We start from the raw sequence: 13,647 nt of genomic DNA, 5'->3' as shown, positions 1-13,647 counted from the left end.
GTCGTTCCTATTAGTCGATCCTCAAGACCGTCACCCTTGACGCAGTAGCGCGGGGGTCGCAGGAGGCACCGTGCTCACCGCGTTCGCCCGGGCGTTCAAGACGCCCGACCTGCGCAAGAAGCTGCTCTTCACGCTCGGCATCATCGTGATCTACCGGATCGGTACACACATCCCGATCCCCGGCGTCGACTACAGGGCCGTCCAGGTCTGCCTCGACCAGGCGAACGCCAACCAGGGCCTCTTCGGCCTGGTGAACATGTTCAGTGGCGGCGCGCTGCTTCAGATCACGATCTTCGCGCTCGGCATCATGCCCTACATCACGGCGAGCATCATCCTTCAGCTGCTGACCGTGGTGATCCCGCGCCTGGAAGCCCTCAAGAAGGAGGGCCAGGCAGGCACGGCGAAGATCACGCAGTACACCCGTTACCTGACCGTGGCCCTCGCCATCCTCCAGGGCACCGGCCTGGTGGCCACCGCCCGCAGCGGCGCGCTCTTCCAGGGCTGCCAGACGGCCGGCCAGATCGTGCCGGACCGCTCGATCTTCACCACCATCGTCATGGTCATCACCATGACCGCCGGTACGGCCACCGTCATGTGGCTCGGTGAGCTCATCACCGACCGCGGCATCGGCAACGGCATGTCGATCCTGATGTTCATCTCGATCGCCGCGACCTTCCCGTCCGCGCTGTGGGCCATCAAGAAGCAGGGCTCGCTGGCCGACGGCTGGATCGAGTTCGGCACGGTCATCCTCGTCGGCCTGGTCATGGTCGGCCTGGTGGTCTTCGTCGAGCAGGCCCAGCGCCGTATCCCGGTGCAGTACGCGAAGCGCATGATCGGCCGCCGTTCCTACGGCGGTACGTCCACCTACATCCCGCTGAAGGTGAACCAGGCAGGTGTGATCCCTGTCATCTTCGCGTCGTCGCTGCTCTACATCCCGGCGCTGATCGCCCAGTTCTCCGGTGGCGACTCCGCCTGGAAGAGGTGGATCGAAGCGCACTTCGTCAAGGGCGATCACCCGTACTACATCGCGTCGTACTTCCTTCTGATCGTCTTCTTCGCCTTCTTCTACGTGGCCATCTCGTTCAACCCCGAGGAAGTCGCGGACAACATGAAGAAGTATGGTGGCTTCATCCCGGGCATCCGGGCTGGCCGACCGACCGCTGAGTACCTTTCCTATGTGCTCAACCGGATCACCTGGCCGGGCTCGCTGTACTTGGGTCTGATCGCTCTCGTGCCGACGATGGCGTTGGCTGGTTTCGGGGCAAACCAAAACTTCCCGTTCGGTGGCACCAGCATCCTGATCATTGTGGGTGTCGGCCTCGAAACGGTGAAGCAGATCGAGAGCCAGCTCCAGCAGCGCAATTACGAAGGGTTCCTCCGCTGATGCGTATCGTCCTCGTCGGGCCGCCGGGTGCCGGTAAGGGAACGCAGGCCGCGTTCCTGGCCAAGAACCTGTCGATCCCGCACATCTCCACGGGCGACCTGTTCCGGGCCAACATCAGCCAGCAGACGGAGCTCGGGAAGCTCGCGAAGTCCTACATGGACGCGGGCAACCTGGTGCCGGACGAGGTCACCATCGGGATGGCCAAGGACCGCATGGAGAAGCCGGACGCCGAGAACGGCTTCCTGCTGGACGGCTTCCCGCGCAATGTGTCCCAGGCCGAGGCGCTCGACGAGATGCTCCAGTCCGAGAGCATGAAGCTGGACGCGGTGCTGGACCTCGAGGTCCCCGAGGAAGAGGTCGTCAAGCGGATCGCCGGGCGGCGGATCTGCCGCAAGGACTCCAGCCACGTCTTCCACGTGACGTACAGCCGACCGAAGAAGGAGGGCGTCTGCGACGCCTGCGGCGGCGAGCTGTACCAGCGCGACGACGACTCCGAGGAGACCGTCCGCAAGCGGCTGGAGGTCTACCACACGCAGACCGAGCCGATCATCGACTACTACAAGGCGCAGGGACTGGTCGTCACCATCTCCGCGCTGGGCAAGGTCGAAGAGGTGACGGCGCGCGCCATGGAGGCGCTTCAGAGCGACGAGGACGGCAAGTAGCAGCGTTCTCGGCTCGTACGTAGCTCAGGCCGCGGTTCCCGGTGCGGGGGCCGCGGCTGCTGCGTGGGGCGGGGCGCCCCGGCTCCGCCCTTATGGTTGAAGCAGTCCACTCCAGTCCTCTCCGTCCCGTCCACGAAAGGCGCCCGTCCCCATGGTGCAGATCAAGAGCCCCGAGCAGATCGCCAAGATGCGTGAGGCGGGACTGGTCGTCGCCGCGATTCACGCGGCCACGCGTGAGGCCGCGGTGCCCGGGGCCAGCACCAAGGATCTGGACGAGGTCGCCCGCAAGGTGCTCGCGGAGCACGGCGCCAAGTCGAACTTCCTCGGCTACGGCGGCTTCCCCGCGACGATCTGCACCTCCGCGAACGAGGTCGTCGTCCACGGCATCCCGTCCGAGGACGTCGTGCTCAAGGACGGCGACATCATCTCCATCGACTGCGGCGCCGTCATCGACGGCTGGCACGGCGACGCCGCGTACACCGCGTTCGTGGGCTCCGGCCACGCTCCGGAGCTGATCGAGCTCTCCCGGGTGACCGAGGAGTCGATGTGGGCCGGCATCGCGGCGATGAAGCAGGGCAACCGGCTGGTCGACGTCTCGCGGGCCATCGAGACGTACATCCGCCGGCAGCCGAAGCCGGGCGGCGGCCGGTACGGGATCATCGAGGACTACGGCGGCCACGGCATCGGCACCGAGATGCACATGGACCCGCATCTGCTGAACTACGTCGACCGGCGGCGAGGGAAGGGCCCGAAGCTGGTGCCCGGGTTCTGCCTCGCGATCGAGCCGATGGTGTCGTTGGGCACACCCAAGACGGAGGTCCTGTCGGACGACTGGACCGTCATCACCACCGACGGCACATGGTCGTCGCACTGGGAGCACTCCGTCGCGCTCACCGAACAGGGCCCGCTGGTGCTCACCGCGCCCGACGGAGGCAAGGCGAAGCTCTCCGAGTACGGGATCACGGCCGCTCCGGATCCGCTCGCTTAATGATCTGCCGGGCGGGGCAGACTCCCTCGATTCGTCTTTCCGGGTGCCCTGACGTAGACTGACTCGTCGGCTCTTGTGTACCCGCATGTCTGCATGCGCCTGTCTCTCTGAGAAGCAGGAAGGTGCACGGGTCGATCAAGGTAGTCGATTCCGAAGGGCGAAGCGTGGCCAAGAAGCAAGGTGCCATCGAGATCGAGGGCACTGTCGTCGAGTCTCTGCCGAACGCCATGTTCAAGGTCGAGCTCCAGAACGGCCACCAGGTCCTGGCACACATCAGCGGCAAGATGCGTATGCACTACATCCGCATCCTCCCTGACGACCGGGTCGTGGTGGAGCTGTCTCCGTACGACCTGACGCGTGGCCGGATCGTCTACCGGTACAAGTAGATCCCTCTGACTCGGAGAACCTCAATCCCATGAAGGTCAAGCCGAGCGTCAAGAAGATCTGCGACAAGTGCAGGGTGATCCGCCGTCACGGTCGGGTCATGGTCATCTGCGAGAACCCGCGCCACAAGCAGCGCCAGGGCTGACGTATCGACCTCCCTCTGCGGTTTCGCAGGGCTTCGCGCGACGCGAGCTGAATATGTTCATACGCAGGACCCGGGCGCTTCGGCGCCTGACACCCCCGGTTCGGAGGCCGGGGACCCGGTTCGTACCTGATACGGCGGCCGGGAACCGGTTCTGCGGAAGACCTCCGAAGATCACCAGGAGCCATTGAATGGCACGCGTTTCCGGTGTTGACATCCCGCGCGACAAGCGCGTGGAGGTCGCCCTCACCTACGTGTTCGGCATCGGCCGGACCCTCTCGAAGGCGACGCTGGCTGAGACCGGCGTCGACCCGAACACCCGCGTTCGCGACCTCTCCGAGGAGCAGCTCGTCGCGATTCGTGAGTACGTCGACAACAACCTCAAGACCGAGGGTGACCTCCGTCGCGAGATCCAGGCCGACATCCGCCGCAAGGTCGAGATCGGCTGCTACCAGGGTCTGCGGCACCGTCGCGGTCTGCCCGTCCGCGGTCAGCGCACCAGCACCAACGCCCGCACCCGCAAGGGCCCGCGTCGCGCCATCGCCGGCAAGAAGAAGCCGGGCAAGAAGTAGTCCGCAGCGGATACCTGTCCACGGTCTTCGCTGTAGGACCGACCACCTCCCGTAGGAGTTAGCAGATGCCCCCCAAGGGACGTCAGGGCGCCGTCAAGAAGGTGCGCCGCAAGGAAAAGAAGAACGTCGCTCACGGCCACGCGCACATCAAGAGCACGTTCAACAACACGATCGTCTCCATCACGGACCCGTCCGGCAACGTGATCTCCTGGGCCTCCGCCGGCCACGTCGGCTTCAAGGGCTCCCGGAAGTCCACGCCGTTCGCCGCGCAGATGGCCGCCGAGTCGGCTGCCCGCCGCGCCCAGGAGCACGGCATGCGCAAGGTCGATGTGTTCGTGAAGGGCCCGGGTTCCGGTCGTGAGACCGCGATCCGTTCGCTTCAGGCGACCGGTCTCGAGGTCGGCTCCATCCAGGACGTCACCCCGACCCCGCACAACGGCTGCCGTCCGCCGAAGCGTCGCCGCGTCTGACGCACGGTTGACTTGAGGGTCCGGGCGGTATGGCTCCGTAAGGGGCTTACCGCCCGTACCCTTGCAGTACCCGCACTTTTCACGGGTGCGGTTTCCGTCGGACGTCAAATAGCGGGCGTCCACGAAAGAAGGATCTGATCCACACATGCTGATTGCTCAGCGTCCCTCGTTGACCGAAGAGGTCGTCGACGAGTTCCGGTCCCGGTTCGTGATCGAGCCGCTGGAGCCGGGCTTCGGCTACACCCTCGGCAACTCCCTTCGCCGGACCCTCCTGTCCTCGATCCCGGGTGCGGCGGTCACGTCCATCCGTATCGACGGCGTGCTGCACGAGTTCACCACCGTGCCGGGCGTCAAGGAGGACGTCACCGACCTGATCCTCAACATCAAGCAGCTGGTCGTCTCCTCGGAGCACGACGAGCCGGTCGTGATGTACCTGCGCAAGCAGGGTCCGGGTCTGGTCACCGCCGCCGACATCGCGCCGCCGGCCGGTGTCGAGGTGCACAATCCCGACCTGGTCCTGGCCACGCTCAACGGCAAGGGCAAGCTGGAGATGGAGCTGACGGTCGAGCGTGGCCGCGGTTATGTCTCGGCGGTGCAGAACAAGCAGGTGGGTCAGGAGATCGGCCGTATTCCGGTCGACTCGATCTACTCGCCGGTTCTGAAGGTCACGTACAAGGTCGAGGCCACGCGTGTCGAGCAGCGCACCGACTTCGACAAGCTGATCGTCGATGTCGAGACCAAGCAGGCGATGCGTCCGCGTGACGCCATGGCGTCGGCGGGCAAGACGCTGGTCGAGCTGTTCGGTCTGGCCCGTGAGCTGAACATCGACGCCGAGGGCATCGACATGGGCCCGTCCCCGACGGACGCCGCCCTTGCCGCCGACCTGGCGCTGCCGATCGAGGAGCTGGAGCTCACGGTCCGCTCCTACAACTGCCTCAAGCGTGAGGGCATCCACTCCGTGGGTGAACTCGTCGCTCGCTCCGAGGCCGACCTGCTGGACATCCGCAACTTCGGTGCGAAGTCCATCGACGAGGTCAAGGCGAAGCTGGCCGGCATGGGCCTGGCCCTGAAGGACAGCCCGCCCGGATTCGACCCCACGGCCGCCGCCGACGCCTTCGGCGCCGACGACGACGCGGACGCGGGTTTCGTGGAGACCGAGCAGTACTGATCGGTACTTGATCGGTCGTTTGCCGGTGAGCATCCGCTCATCGGGTTCCTGACCCCGGTACCTGACACGGCCGGGGCAGACACACAGGAGAAGAACCATGCCGAAGCCCACCAAGGGTGCCCGTCTGGGCGGCAGTGCCGCGCACGAGAAGCTGCTCCTCGCGAACCTCGCGAAGAACCTCTTCGAGCACGGCCGTATCACCACCACTGAGGCGAAGGCCCGCCGTCTGCGGCCGTACGCCGAGCGTCTGATCACCAAGGCGAAGAAGGGCGACCTTCACAACCGCCGTCAGGTGCTCCAGGTCATCACGGACAAGGGCATCGTCCACACGCTCTTCACCGAGATCGGCCCGCGGTACGAGAACCGTCCGGGTGGTTACACCCGTATCACCAAGATCGGTAACCGCCGTGGCGACAACGCGCCCATGGCTGTCATCGAGCTGGTCGAGGCGCTGACGGTCGCGCAGGAGGCCACGGGTGAGGCCGAGGCGGCGACGAAGCGTGCCGCTAAGGACGCCGAGGTTGCCGCTGAGGCCAAGGTCGATGTGACCAAGGCCGAGGAGGCTCCCGCCGAGGAGTCGAAGGACGCGTAAGCGTCTGCCGGGGGCTGTTCGGTTTGCGGCTGCGGCGCCGTCGTGGCCGGTCGCGCACACGCGGCGGAGCCGCATATCGAGTACAGTCCCGCGCCCCTTTAGGGCGTTGGCGGGTCCGTTCCTTTTCAGGAGCGGGCCCGCCTTTGTGTTCCTGAGAGGATCTGCTTGTGAGTGATGAAGTCGCATCCGGTTGCGTCCGTATCCGTCTCGACCTGTCCTACGACGGCTCCGAGTTCCACGGGTGGGCCAAGCAGGCCGGTGGTAAGCGGACCGTGCAGGGGGAGATCGAGGATGCGTTGCGGACCGTCACGCGGTCGGGCGGGACGACGTATGAGCTGACCGTGGCCGGGCGGACCGATGCCGGGGTGCATGCCCGGGGGCAGGTCGCGCATGTCGATCTGCCGGAGTCCGTCTGGCGCGAGCATCACGAGAAGCTGCTCAAGCGGCTCGCCGGGCGGCTGCCCAAGGATGTCCGGGTGTGGGCCCTGCGGGAGGCGCCCAGTGGGTTCAACGCGCGGTTCTCGGCGGTGTGGCGGCGGTACGCCTATCGGGTCACCGACAATCCGGGCGGGGTCGATCCGCTGCTGCGCGGTCATGTGCTGTGGCATGACTGGCCCCTTGACGTCGACGCCATGAACGAGGCCGCGCGGCGGCTGCTCGGGGAGCACGACTTCGCCGCCTACTGCAAGAGGCGGGAGGGGGCCACGACGATCCGTACGCTGCAGGAGCTCAGTCTGGAGCGGGGGGACGACGGGATCGTCACCGCGACCGTCCGCGCCGATGCCTTCTGCCACAACATGGTGCGCTCGCTCATCGGGGCGCTGTTGTTCGTGGGGGACGGACACCGGCCCGTCGACTGGCCGGGCAAGGTGCTCGCCGCCGGTGTCAGGGACTCCGCCGTGCATGTCGTACGGCCGCACGGGCTGACGCTCGAAGAGGTCGGGTACCCCGCCGACGAGTTGCTCGCGGCGCGGAACAAGGAGGCGCGGAACAGGCGGTCGTTGCCGGGGCGGGCCGGCTGCTGCTGAGCCTCAGTCGTCCGCCCAGGTCCTGAGGAGGTCGGCGAGGGCGTCCGAGGTCTCGTCGGCGTCGGGGCCGTCGTCCCGGGCATCGGGGGCCAGTTCCACGTGCAGGAAGCCGGCGTGCCGGCGCTCGGCGGACCTGCCCTGGACGTTCGCCGTGCCCTCCAGCGGGCAGCGCGCCTGCCAGCCTCGGCAGACCCGCAGACCGTCCGCCTCCAGACGGTCGGCCAGCGCGGTGGCCTCGCCGGACGTGCTCTGCGCCGCGCCGCCGGAGACGATGGCCTCATAGGGGCGCTCGGAGGACTCGGCGAAGCCGTGCAGTTGGAGACCGGGCACCCCGCGCTTCTGGAGTTCCACGACGATGGAGTGGAAGGCGCTGTCCTCGCGGTGGGCGACGTCCGCGGCGTCCCCCCGGCCGGCGCGGCGGTGGGCGCCGGCGACGACGAGGGCGCCCGAGGGGGTGTCCTCCAGCAGCCGGACGCCGAGTGCCTCGGTGTCGCGGTCGGAGACCGGGTGCGGCACCTGGACGTTCCAGCGCACCGGGGAGTCCGCGGTCAGATACAGGCGGCCCCAGCGGGCGGCCTCGCCGTTCGGCCGCAGGGCGGCGATCTCGTCGTAGCGGCGGCCGGAGTCGGTGTCGGTCAGGCGGGTGACGCCCAGGCCGAGCGGGGCGAGCAGGCGCTCCGCCTGAGCCGCGTCGCCGTCCAGGAGCCGGCCGACGCCGTCCGCGAGCCGCTCGCGTTCGTCGTCGCCGGGTGGTGTGTAAGGGCCGTCGGGCTCGAAGCCGGCGGTGTACATGAGGATCCGGCTGCGGAGGTCCACGAGTTCCCGGGCCTGCGGAACCGTATGTTCCGGACCTGTGGGGGATGTTGTGTCACAACCGGCCAACGCCAGGATCAAAACCGTTTGAGTCAAAATGCGAGCGAAACGTGACTGTCTTGTGACGGGAGAGACCTGTTGAGTTGTGGGTCGCGTGTGAATATTGCGCGGTGACATTCCGTAAGTCTCTCCGTATAGGTCGCTCGGTGGCAGTTCTGGGGGCTTTGGCCGGCCTGGTGGCCGCCTGTACCTCCGAACCGTCCGGGGCGCAGGTGAAGCCGGGCGGGCGCTCGTTCACCGTCGCCGCCTCGGGTGATGTGCTCATCCACCCCGAGCTGGTCGAACAGGCGGCCAAGGACGCCAAGAAGACCGGTAAGGGGCAGGCCGGGCTGGACTTCGGACCGCTCATGGCCGGTGTGAAGCCGGTCATCAGCAAGGCCGATCTGGCCATCTGTCACATGGAGACTCCGGTCGGCACGCCCAAGGGCCCCTTCGAGGGATACCCGGAGTTCCTCGTTCCACCGCAGATCCTCACGACTCTCAAGGACGTGGGGTACGACACCTGCTCGACGGCCTCCAATCACACCTACGACCACGGCCTCAAGGCCGTGAAGCGCACCCTGGACACGATGGACAAGGTGGGCCTCGGCCACACCGGGTCCGCGCGTACGCCCGAGGAAGCAGAGCAGATCAATATCCGGGACGTCAACGGCGTCAAGGTCGCCCATCTCTCCTTCTCCTGGGAGTCCTTCGTCCACCCGACACCCGAGAAGCAGAAGTGGGCGTTCAACAAGATCAGCACGGGCGAGATCAAGGACGCCGAGGCGCGGGCTCGTAAGAAGGGTGCCGAGGTGGTGATCCTGTCGCTCCACTGGGGCAACGAGCACTACAACGAGCCGACCCTGCCGCAGCTGCGGCTGGCGGAACGGCTCGCCGAGGAGACCGGGATCGACCTGGTGATCGGGCACCACTCCCATGTGGTGCAGCCGATCCAGAAGGTGAACGGCACCTGGGTCGCCTACAGCCTCGGTAACCACGTGGCCCGCCACTCCGTGCCCACGGGCCTCACCGAGGAAGGCACGATCGGCTGGTTCGAGTTCCGGGAGACGACCGACGGGGACTGGGACGTCAGCGCCCGCTATCGGACCACGCTGGTCGACATCCCGCCGGAGGTGGAGCCCGGCGAGGACCTCCCTGAGGGCGCGGTCGAGGACCACCGGGTGGTGGACGTGCAAGAGGTGCTCGACAGCGCCGACGAGCTGTCCGACGACCGGCTCGCCCGCTACCGGCTGGCCGAGGACCGCACGCGCGGGTTCCTCTACAACCGGGGAGCCCCGGGTGGCGACGGCCTGGAGCAGCTCTCGTTGGGGACGTGACGAGAGACACAGTCAGTTGTTGCGCTCCGAACCCAACCCCGGCGCGCGTTAACAGTCCTTTAAAGTGACGGCGTCTCATGGCCGCGTCAGCGGTGGCTCCTGCGAGCGCCTGAGTAGGAAGAGGCGAAGGAAACCACCGGTGACTTCAACCCAAGGCACGCCGCGTCCCGGACGGGGCGGTCGGCGACGCCTGCGCAGACGCGCGGACATGCCGCTGCTGGGCGGTATACGACCGCCGATCGCGCTGCTGTGCCTGCTGATCCTGGCCCTGGCCGCGCTGACTGCCAAGGTGCTCGGTCCCGCCGGCGAGCCGGCCGTGCCCAAGGCGGTGCTGAACTCGCAGCAGTACTTCGCCCAGGACGGTGCCATTGCGCTGCGTGCGTCCATCGACGAGCGGGTCACCGATCTGAACCGCATGGCGGACGCGTTGAAGGCCGGAGAGCCTACGGATCCGGAGCGCGTGCTGTCGGATCTGAGCCGGACGTATCAGAAGTGGACCGGCACCACGGTGCTGGACCTGGAGAGCGGGGCCGTGCTCGCCGCCCGTGGCGAATCGATTCCGCTTGCCTGGCTGGACAGGGACGTCCTCACCGGCGAGAACGCGCTGAAGCCCCGTATGGTGCGGCTGAAGACCGGTGACGTACGGCTGATGACCATGGTGGTCCTCGACTGGAAGGACCGGCCGCAGCAGCTGCTGATCGCGTCCAACAGCCTGGCCGTGCCCCCGTTGAACCTGGGGGTCGACCGCTCCATGGCGGTCGTGACCCGGGACGGCGAGGTCCTCGCCACGGCCGGGTTTGCGCAGGCGGAAGCACTCACCTCGGACACGGCGCGTGAGGAACTGGACCACCTGCGCAAGCAGATGACTCGGCTCGCCGACCGGGCCGCCAAGGAGACCGAGCAGGACCCCATCAGCGCCCGGGAGCCCGGCTCCCGCGGCTACCCCGGCGTCAGCGGGACCCTGCTCGGCGACACCTACAACGGCCGTATCGCCACCGTCGGATACGCCTCCCTCGCCTCCTCCGACCCCGAGCAGCGCCAGAGCGTCGGCGCGGGCCTCGGGCTGACCGTCGTCGCCCTGCTGCCCGTGGTGCAGGAGAAGGCCGTCGGACAGGAGCGGGAGCTGTACGGGCTGGTGGTGGCCGGCGTCCTGGTGGTCTTCGGACTGCTGGCGGCGGCCCTGCTGTGGATGGCCGTGCAGCGCCCCCTGCTGGCGCTCTTCCTGGAGTCCCGCCGGCTGGCCCGCGGCGATCTGACCCGCCCCGTCGCCGTACCCCGCTGGGGCGAGGCCGCCCGTATCGGCGCCGCCCTGGAGCGGCTGCGCACGCAGCTCTCCGGCGGCGGAGCCGAGACCAGCGCCAAGGACGGCCGGGGCCGCAGGGGCCGGCTCGGGCTGCGGGTGCCGCTGGCGCTGACCGCCGTGCTGCTGTTGCTGTGGTGCGTGCCGGTCGGTCTGCTGCTCAACCGCACGGACGCCTCGGTGAGCGTGCCCAGCACCATGGTCAACGACCAGCGCGACCGCACCGACCTCGTCGCCGACCGGGTGCGCCGAGCCCTCAACGAGGCCCAGGCCGACCTCGCCTCCATCTCCCGGCTGATCGACGCCGACGACCCCGACGCCACCACGGGCGTGCTCGACGACGCCCTGCGCAAGCACACCCGCTACGGCTCCCTGTACGTCGTCGACGAGGGCGGCGACGTCCTCGCCCGCGCCGGTGCCGAGCCGAACGCCGACTGGAGCACCGGCGAGGAGGCCGGGGAAGCGGGCGCCTCGCTCGTCCGGGTGGCCGGCGAGGGCGGCAAGAAGCCGGTCATCCAGGCCGGGGCCGCCGTACCGGACAAGAAGGGCATGACCCTGGTCGGCGAGGTACGGGTGGAGTTCCTGAACTCGCTGCTGAACCGGCCCGGGCTCGGCGAGGTACGCGTGGTCGACACCAAGGCCAGGACGATCGCCGCCAGCGACGGCTTCCTCGCCTTCGAGGGACTGCCGCGCGACTCGCTCACCGACCTCGTGCGGGCGGGCGGCGTGCGGGTCGGCGCGGGCCCTGTGGAGAACGGGCTGCTGATCCGCGAGGGGCGCTCGGTCACCGTCGCCGCCGCGGCGCCCTTCTCCGGCGGCGGTGTGGCCGCCGACATCGGCTGGACCGTCGTGAGCTGGCAGAACGCCAAGCACTTCGAGATCGCCCCGTACGAGCGCGAGGACCGCAGCGTGCTCGCCGGAATGCTCGGGCTCGCGCTGATCGTGGTCTGCCTGGGCTGGATCCACCTGGTCGTGGTCCGGCCGCTGCGCGCCCTCGCGGCCAGCGCCGAGAAGCTGGCCGACGGCGACCTCAAGACCGTGCTGTACCCCCGCTACCACGACGAGGTCGGGGCCGTCGTCCGCAGCCTGGAACTGGTCCGCCAGCAGTTGCAGGCCCGCAGGCAGAACCAGGCGCGCCGGAGTGCCGAGCCCCGGCTCGGCGCCGGAGGAAGGTGACCGGCTGTGCTGTACCTCTACTTCGTGCTGCTGATCGGCGGGGTGAGCCTGCTGATCGCGGGCATCATCGAGCAGCGCAGGCACTACGCCGCCCTGCACACCATCCCCTCCCGGGTGCTGGTCAACGGCATCCGCGGCAAGTCCTCCATCACCCGGCTGTGCGCGGGCGCGCTGCGCGGCGGCGACCTGGTCACCGTGGCCAAGACGACGGGCACCGCGGCCCGCTTCATCCACCCGGACGCCACGGAGGAGCCGGTCTACCGCAAGTTCGGCATCGCCAACGTGGTGGAGCAGATCGGCATCGTCCGCCGGGCCGCCACCTACCGCCCCGACGCCCTCGTCATCGAGTGCATGGCGGTCATGCCGGCCCTCCAGGAGGTCAACCAGAGCAAGCTGATCCGCTCGACGATCGGCGTGCTGTGCAACGTCCGCGAGGACCACCTCGCCGAGATGGGACCCACCCTGGACGACGTGGCCCGCTCGCTGTGCCGCTCGATGCCGGAGGACGGCATCTGCGTCACCGCCGAGAAGGAGCGCTTCCACATCCTCCAGGAGGAGGCGGACGCCCGGAACTGCCAGTTGGTCTACGCCGACCCGGAGACGGTCACCGACGAGGAGCTGCGCGGCTTCAGCTGGTTCACCTTCAAGGAGAACGTCGCCATCGCCCTGGTCGTGGCCGACCTGCTCGGCGTCGAGCGCAAGGTCGCGCTCCAGGGCATGTACGACGCCCCGCCGGACCCCGGTGTGCTGTCCGTGGAGAAGTACGTCACGCCCGAGGGCCGGCGGCTCGCCTTCGCCAACGTGTTCGCGGCCAACGACCCCGAGTCGACGCTGATGAACATCAACCAGCTCCTCGACCTCGGCGCGATCCGCCGCCCGCTGAACGTGGTGATCAACTGCCGCCCGGACCGAGTGGAGCGCAACGGGCAGATGGGCGAGATCATCCCCGATCTGCGGCCGGACAATGTCTTCGTCATCGGCCACCCGTCCAAGAGCGCCATCGACGCCATCCCCGCCGACTGGCGGGACCGCGCCGTCGACCTGGGCGGCGAGCGCCGCTCGGCGGACGAGTTCATGCCGGCCCTGCTCGGCCGGATGTCCGACGGCTCCTCCCTGGTCGCCATCGGCAACATCCACGGCCAGGGCGAGGAACTCCTGGAGTACCTCGCCGAGCTCCCCGCGGACGAGAGCGACACGGACGAGGCCGACGCCACGGTCGCCGCCGCGCCGCACCAGCCGCAGCGCCTGGACCCGTACGCCTCGTACCCCATGGCCTACGAGGAGCGGTACCAGGCCTCGCAGACCCAGGAGATCCCGGTGATCACCATCCCGGCCCAGGCGCCGGGGGCGTACGCCGGGGCGGCCGGTGCCTACGGCGAGGGCCAGTACCACGGCGAGGCACAGCAGTACGGCCACGGCGGGCAACCGGTGGCCTCGGAGTGGTTCCGTGCCCCGCGCCAGCCCTCGCACGGGCCCGATGAGCAGCAGCCGTACGGCTACGGCTACGACGCCGGACCGGAGCAGCAGCCGTACGACGACGGAGGGGGACACCCGCCGCGCGCCTGACCCGGCCCGTCGGCCACCGCCCGTCC

The 13,647-nt window shown here is 68.4% G+C and carries 14 protein-coding genes; 13 read left to right on the top strand and 1 reads right to left on the bottom strand.

Annotation, left to right across the window (positions count from 1 at the left end; genetic code table 11):
* Nucleotides 1-70: 70 nt before the first annotated feature.
* The 10 genes from secY (at nucleotide 71) to truA (ending at nucleotide 7,390) form a co-directional block, all read left to right on the top strand.
* Nucleotides 71-1,384: a preprotein translocase subunit SecY gene (gene secY, locus IM697_RS40610; RefSeq protein ID WP_194041975.1), complete on the top strand. Its 1,314-nt coding sequence runs from the start codon at nucleotides 71-73 to the stop codon at nucleotides 1,382-1,384.
* Nucleotides 1,384-2,046 (top strand): adenylate kinase, encoded by a 663-nt coding sequence (locus IM697_RS40605; RefSeq protein WP_194041973.1) that lies wholly within the window; start codon nucleotides 1,384-1,386, stop codon nucleotides 2,044-2,046. The genes secY and IM697_RS40605 overlap by 1 nt, the downstream gene beginning before the upstream one ends.
* A 151-nt stretch (nucleotides 2,047-2,197) precedes the next feature.
* Nucleotides 2,198-3,034, top strand: coding sequence for a type I methionyl aminopeptidase (map, locus tag IM697_RS40600; protein ID WP_194041971.1), 837 nt, complete (start codon nucleotides 2,198-2,200; stop codon nucleotides 3,032-3,034).
* 164 nt (nucleotides 3,035-3,198) lie between these two features.
* Nucleotides 3,199-3,420, top strand: a complete 222-nt coding sequence (infA, locus tag IM697_RS40595) for a translation initiation factor IF-1 (protein WP_003948620.1) — start codon at nucleotides 3,199-3,201, stop codon at nucleotides 3,418-3,420.
* A gap of 29 nt (nucleotides 3,421-3,449) precedes the next feature.
* Nucleotides 3,450-3,563 (top strand): 50S ribosomal protein L36, encoded by a 114-nt coding sequence (gene rpmJ, locus IM697_RS40590; protein WP_003998809.1) that lies wholly within the window; start codon nucleotides 3,450-3,452, stop codon nucleotides 3,561-3,563.
* A 188-nt stretch (nucleotides 3,564-3,751) separates the two neighbouring features.
* Nucleotides 3,752-4,132 carry a 30S ribosomal protein S13 gene (rpsM, locus tag IM697_RS40585; protein WP_194041968.1) on the top strand — a complete coding sequence of 127 codons (381 nt, stop codon included), beginning with the start codon at nucleotides 3,752-3,754 and terminating at the stop codon, nucleotides 4,130-4,132.
* A 65-nt stretch (nucleotides 4,133-4,197) separates the two neighbouring features.
* Nucleotides 4,198-4,602, top strand: coding sequence for a 30S ribosomal protein S11 (gene rpsK / locus IM697_RS40580; RefSeq protein ID WP_017949643.1), 405 nt, complete (start codon nucleotides 4,198-4,200; stop codon nucleotides 4,600-4,602).
* A gap of 145 nt (nucleotides 4,603-4,747) precedes the next feature.
* Nucleotides 4,748-5,770, top strand: a complete 1,023-nt coding sequence (locus tag IM697_RS40575) for a DNA-directed RNA polymerase subunit alpha (RefSeq protein ID WP_003966937.1) — start codon at nucleotides 4,748-4,750, stop codon at nucleotides 5,768-5,770.
* Nucleotides 5,771-5,867: 97 nt separating this feature from the next.
* Nucleotides 5,868-6,362 carry a 50S ribosomal protein L17 gene (rplQ, locus tag IM697_RS40570; RefSeq protein WP_194041967.1) on the top strand — a complete coding sequence of 165 codons (495 nt, stop codon included), beginning with the start codon at nucleotides 5,868-5,870 and terminating at the stop codon, nucleotides 6,360-6,362.
* 167 nt (nucleotides 6,363-6,529) lie between these two features.
* Nucleotides 6,530-7,390: a tRNA pseudouridine(38-40) synthase TruA gene (truA, locus tag IM697_RS40565; RefSeq protein ID WP_194041965.1), complete on the top strand. Its 861-nt coding sequence runs from the start codon at nucleotides 6,530-6,532 to the stop codon at nucleotides 7,388-7,390.
* A gap of 3 nt (nucleotides 7,391-7,393) precedes the next feature.
* Here truA and IM697_RS40560 read toward each other — a convergent pair whose 3' ends face one another.
* Nucleotides 7,394-8,206 carry a hypothetical protein gene (locus tag IM697_RS40560; RefSeq protein WP_322734539.1) on the bottom strand — a complete coding sequence of 271 codons (813 nt, stop codon included), beginning with the start codon at nucleotides 8,204-8,206 and terminating at the stop codon, nucleotides 7,394-7,396.
* A 203-nt stretch (nucleotides 8,207-8,409) separates the two neighbouring features.
* Between IM697_RS40560 and IM697_RS40555 the strand changes: the two genes are divergently transcribed.
* From IM697_RS40555 to pgsB, 3 genes are all read left to right on the top strand, one after another.
* Nucleotides 8,410-9,579, top strand: coding sequence for a CapA family protein (locus tag IM697_RS40555; RefSeq protein ID WP_407699581.1), 1,170 nt, complete (start codon nucleotides 8,410-8,412; stop codon nucleotides 9,577-9,579).
* Between the two features lie 208 nt (nucleotides 9,580-9,787).
* On the top strand, nucleotides 9,788-12,055 hold the full coding sequence (locus IM697_RS40550; protein WP_194050086.1) for a HAMP domain-containing protein: 2,268 nt from the start codon (nucleotides 9,788-9,790) through the stop codon (nucleotides 12,053-12,055).
* Nucleotides 12,056-12,061: 6 nt separating this feature from the next.
* Nucleotides 12,062-13,621 carry a poly-gamma-glutamate synthase PgsB gene (gene pgsB / locus IM697_RS40545; protein ID WP_194041963.1) on the top strand — a complete coding sequence of 520 codons (1,560 nt, stop codon included), beginning with the start codon at nucleotides 12,062-12,064 and terminating at the stop codon, nucleotides 13,619-13,621.
* Nucleotides 13,622-13,647: the final 26 nt, after the last annotated feature.

The organism is Streptomyces ferrugineus, from assembly GCF_015160855.1.
Taxonomy (GTDB): Bacteria; Actinomycetota; Actinomycetes; order Streptomycetales; family Streptomycetaceae; genus Streptomyces; species Streptomyces ferrugineus.
The sequence above is the reverse complement of the archived record's forward strand: the minus strand, read 5'-3'. Positions and strand labels throughout refer to the sequence as shown.

Bases quoted from the DNA above. Each gene is read 5' to 3' on its own strand.
- rpsM (WP_194041968.1), top strand. From the start codon at position 3,752: ATGGCACGCGTTTCCGGTGTTGACATCCCGCGCGACAAGCGCGTGGAG.
- map (WP_194041971.1), top strand. From the start codon at position 2,198: ATGGTGCAGATCAAGAGCCCCGAGCAGATCGCCAAGATGCGTGAGGCG.
- rpmJ (WP_003998809.1), top strand. From the start codon at position 3,450: ATGAAGGTCAAGCCGAGCGTCAAGAAGATCTGCGACAAGTGCAGGGTG.
- rpsK (WP_017949643.1), top strand. From the start codon at position 4,198: ATGCCCCCCAAGGGACGTCAGGGCGCCGTCAAGAAGGTGCGCCGCAAG.
- IM697_RS40575 (WP_003966937.1), top strand. From the start codon at position 4,748: ATGCTGATTGCTCAGCGTCCCTCGTTGACCGAAGAGGTCGTCGACGAG.
- rplQ (WP_194041967.1), top strand. From the start codon at position 5,868: ATGCCGAAGCCCACCAAGGGTGCCCGTCTGGGCGGCAGTGCCGCGCAC.
- IM697_RS40550 (WP_194050086.1), top strand. From the start codon at position 9,788: ATGCCGCTGCTGGGCGGTATACGACCGCCGATCGCGCTGCTGTGCCTG.
- IM697_RS40605 (WP_194041973.1), top strand. From the start codon at position 1,384: ATGCGTATCGTCCTCGTCGGGCCGCCGGGTGCCGGTAAGGGAACGCAG.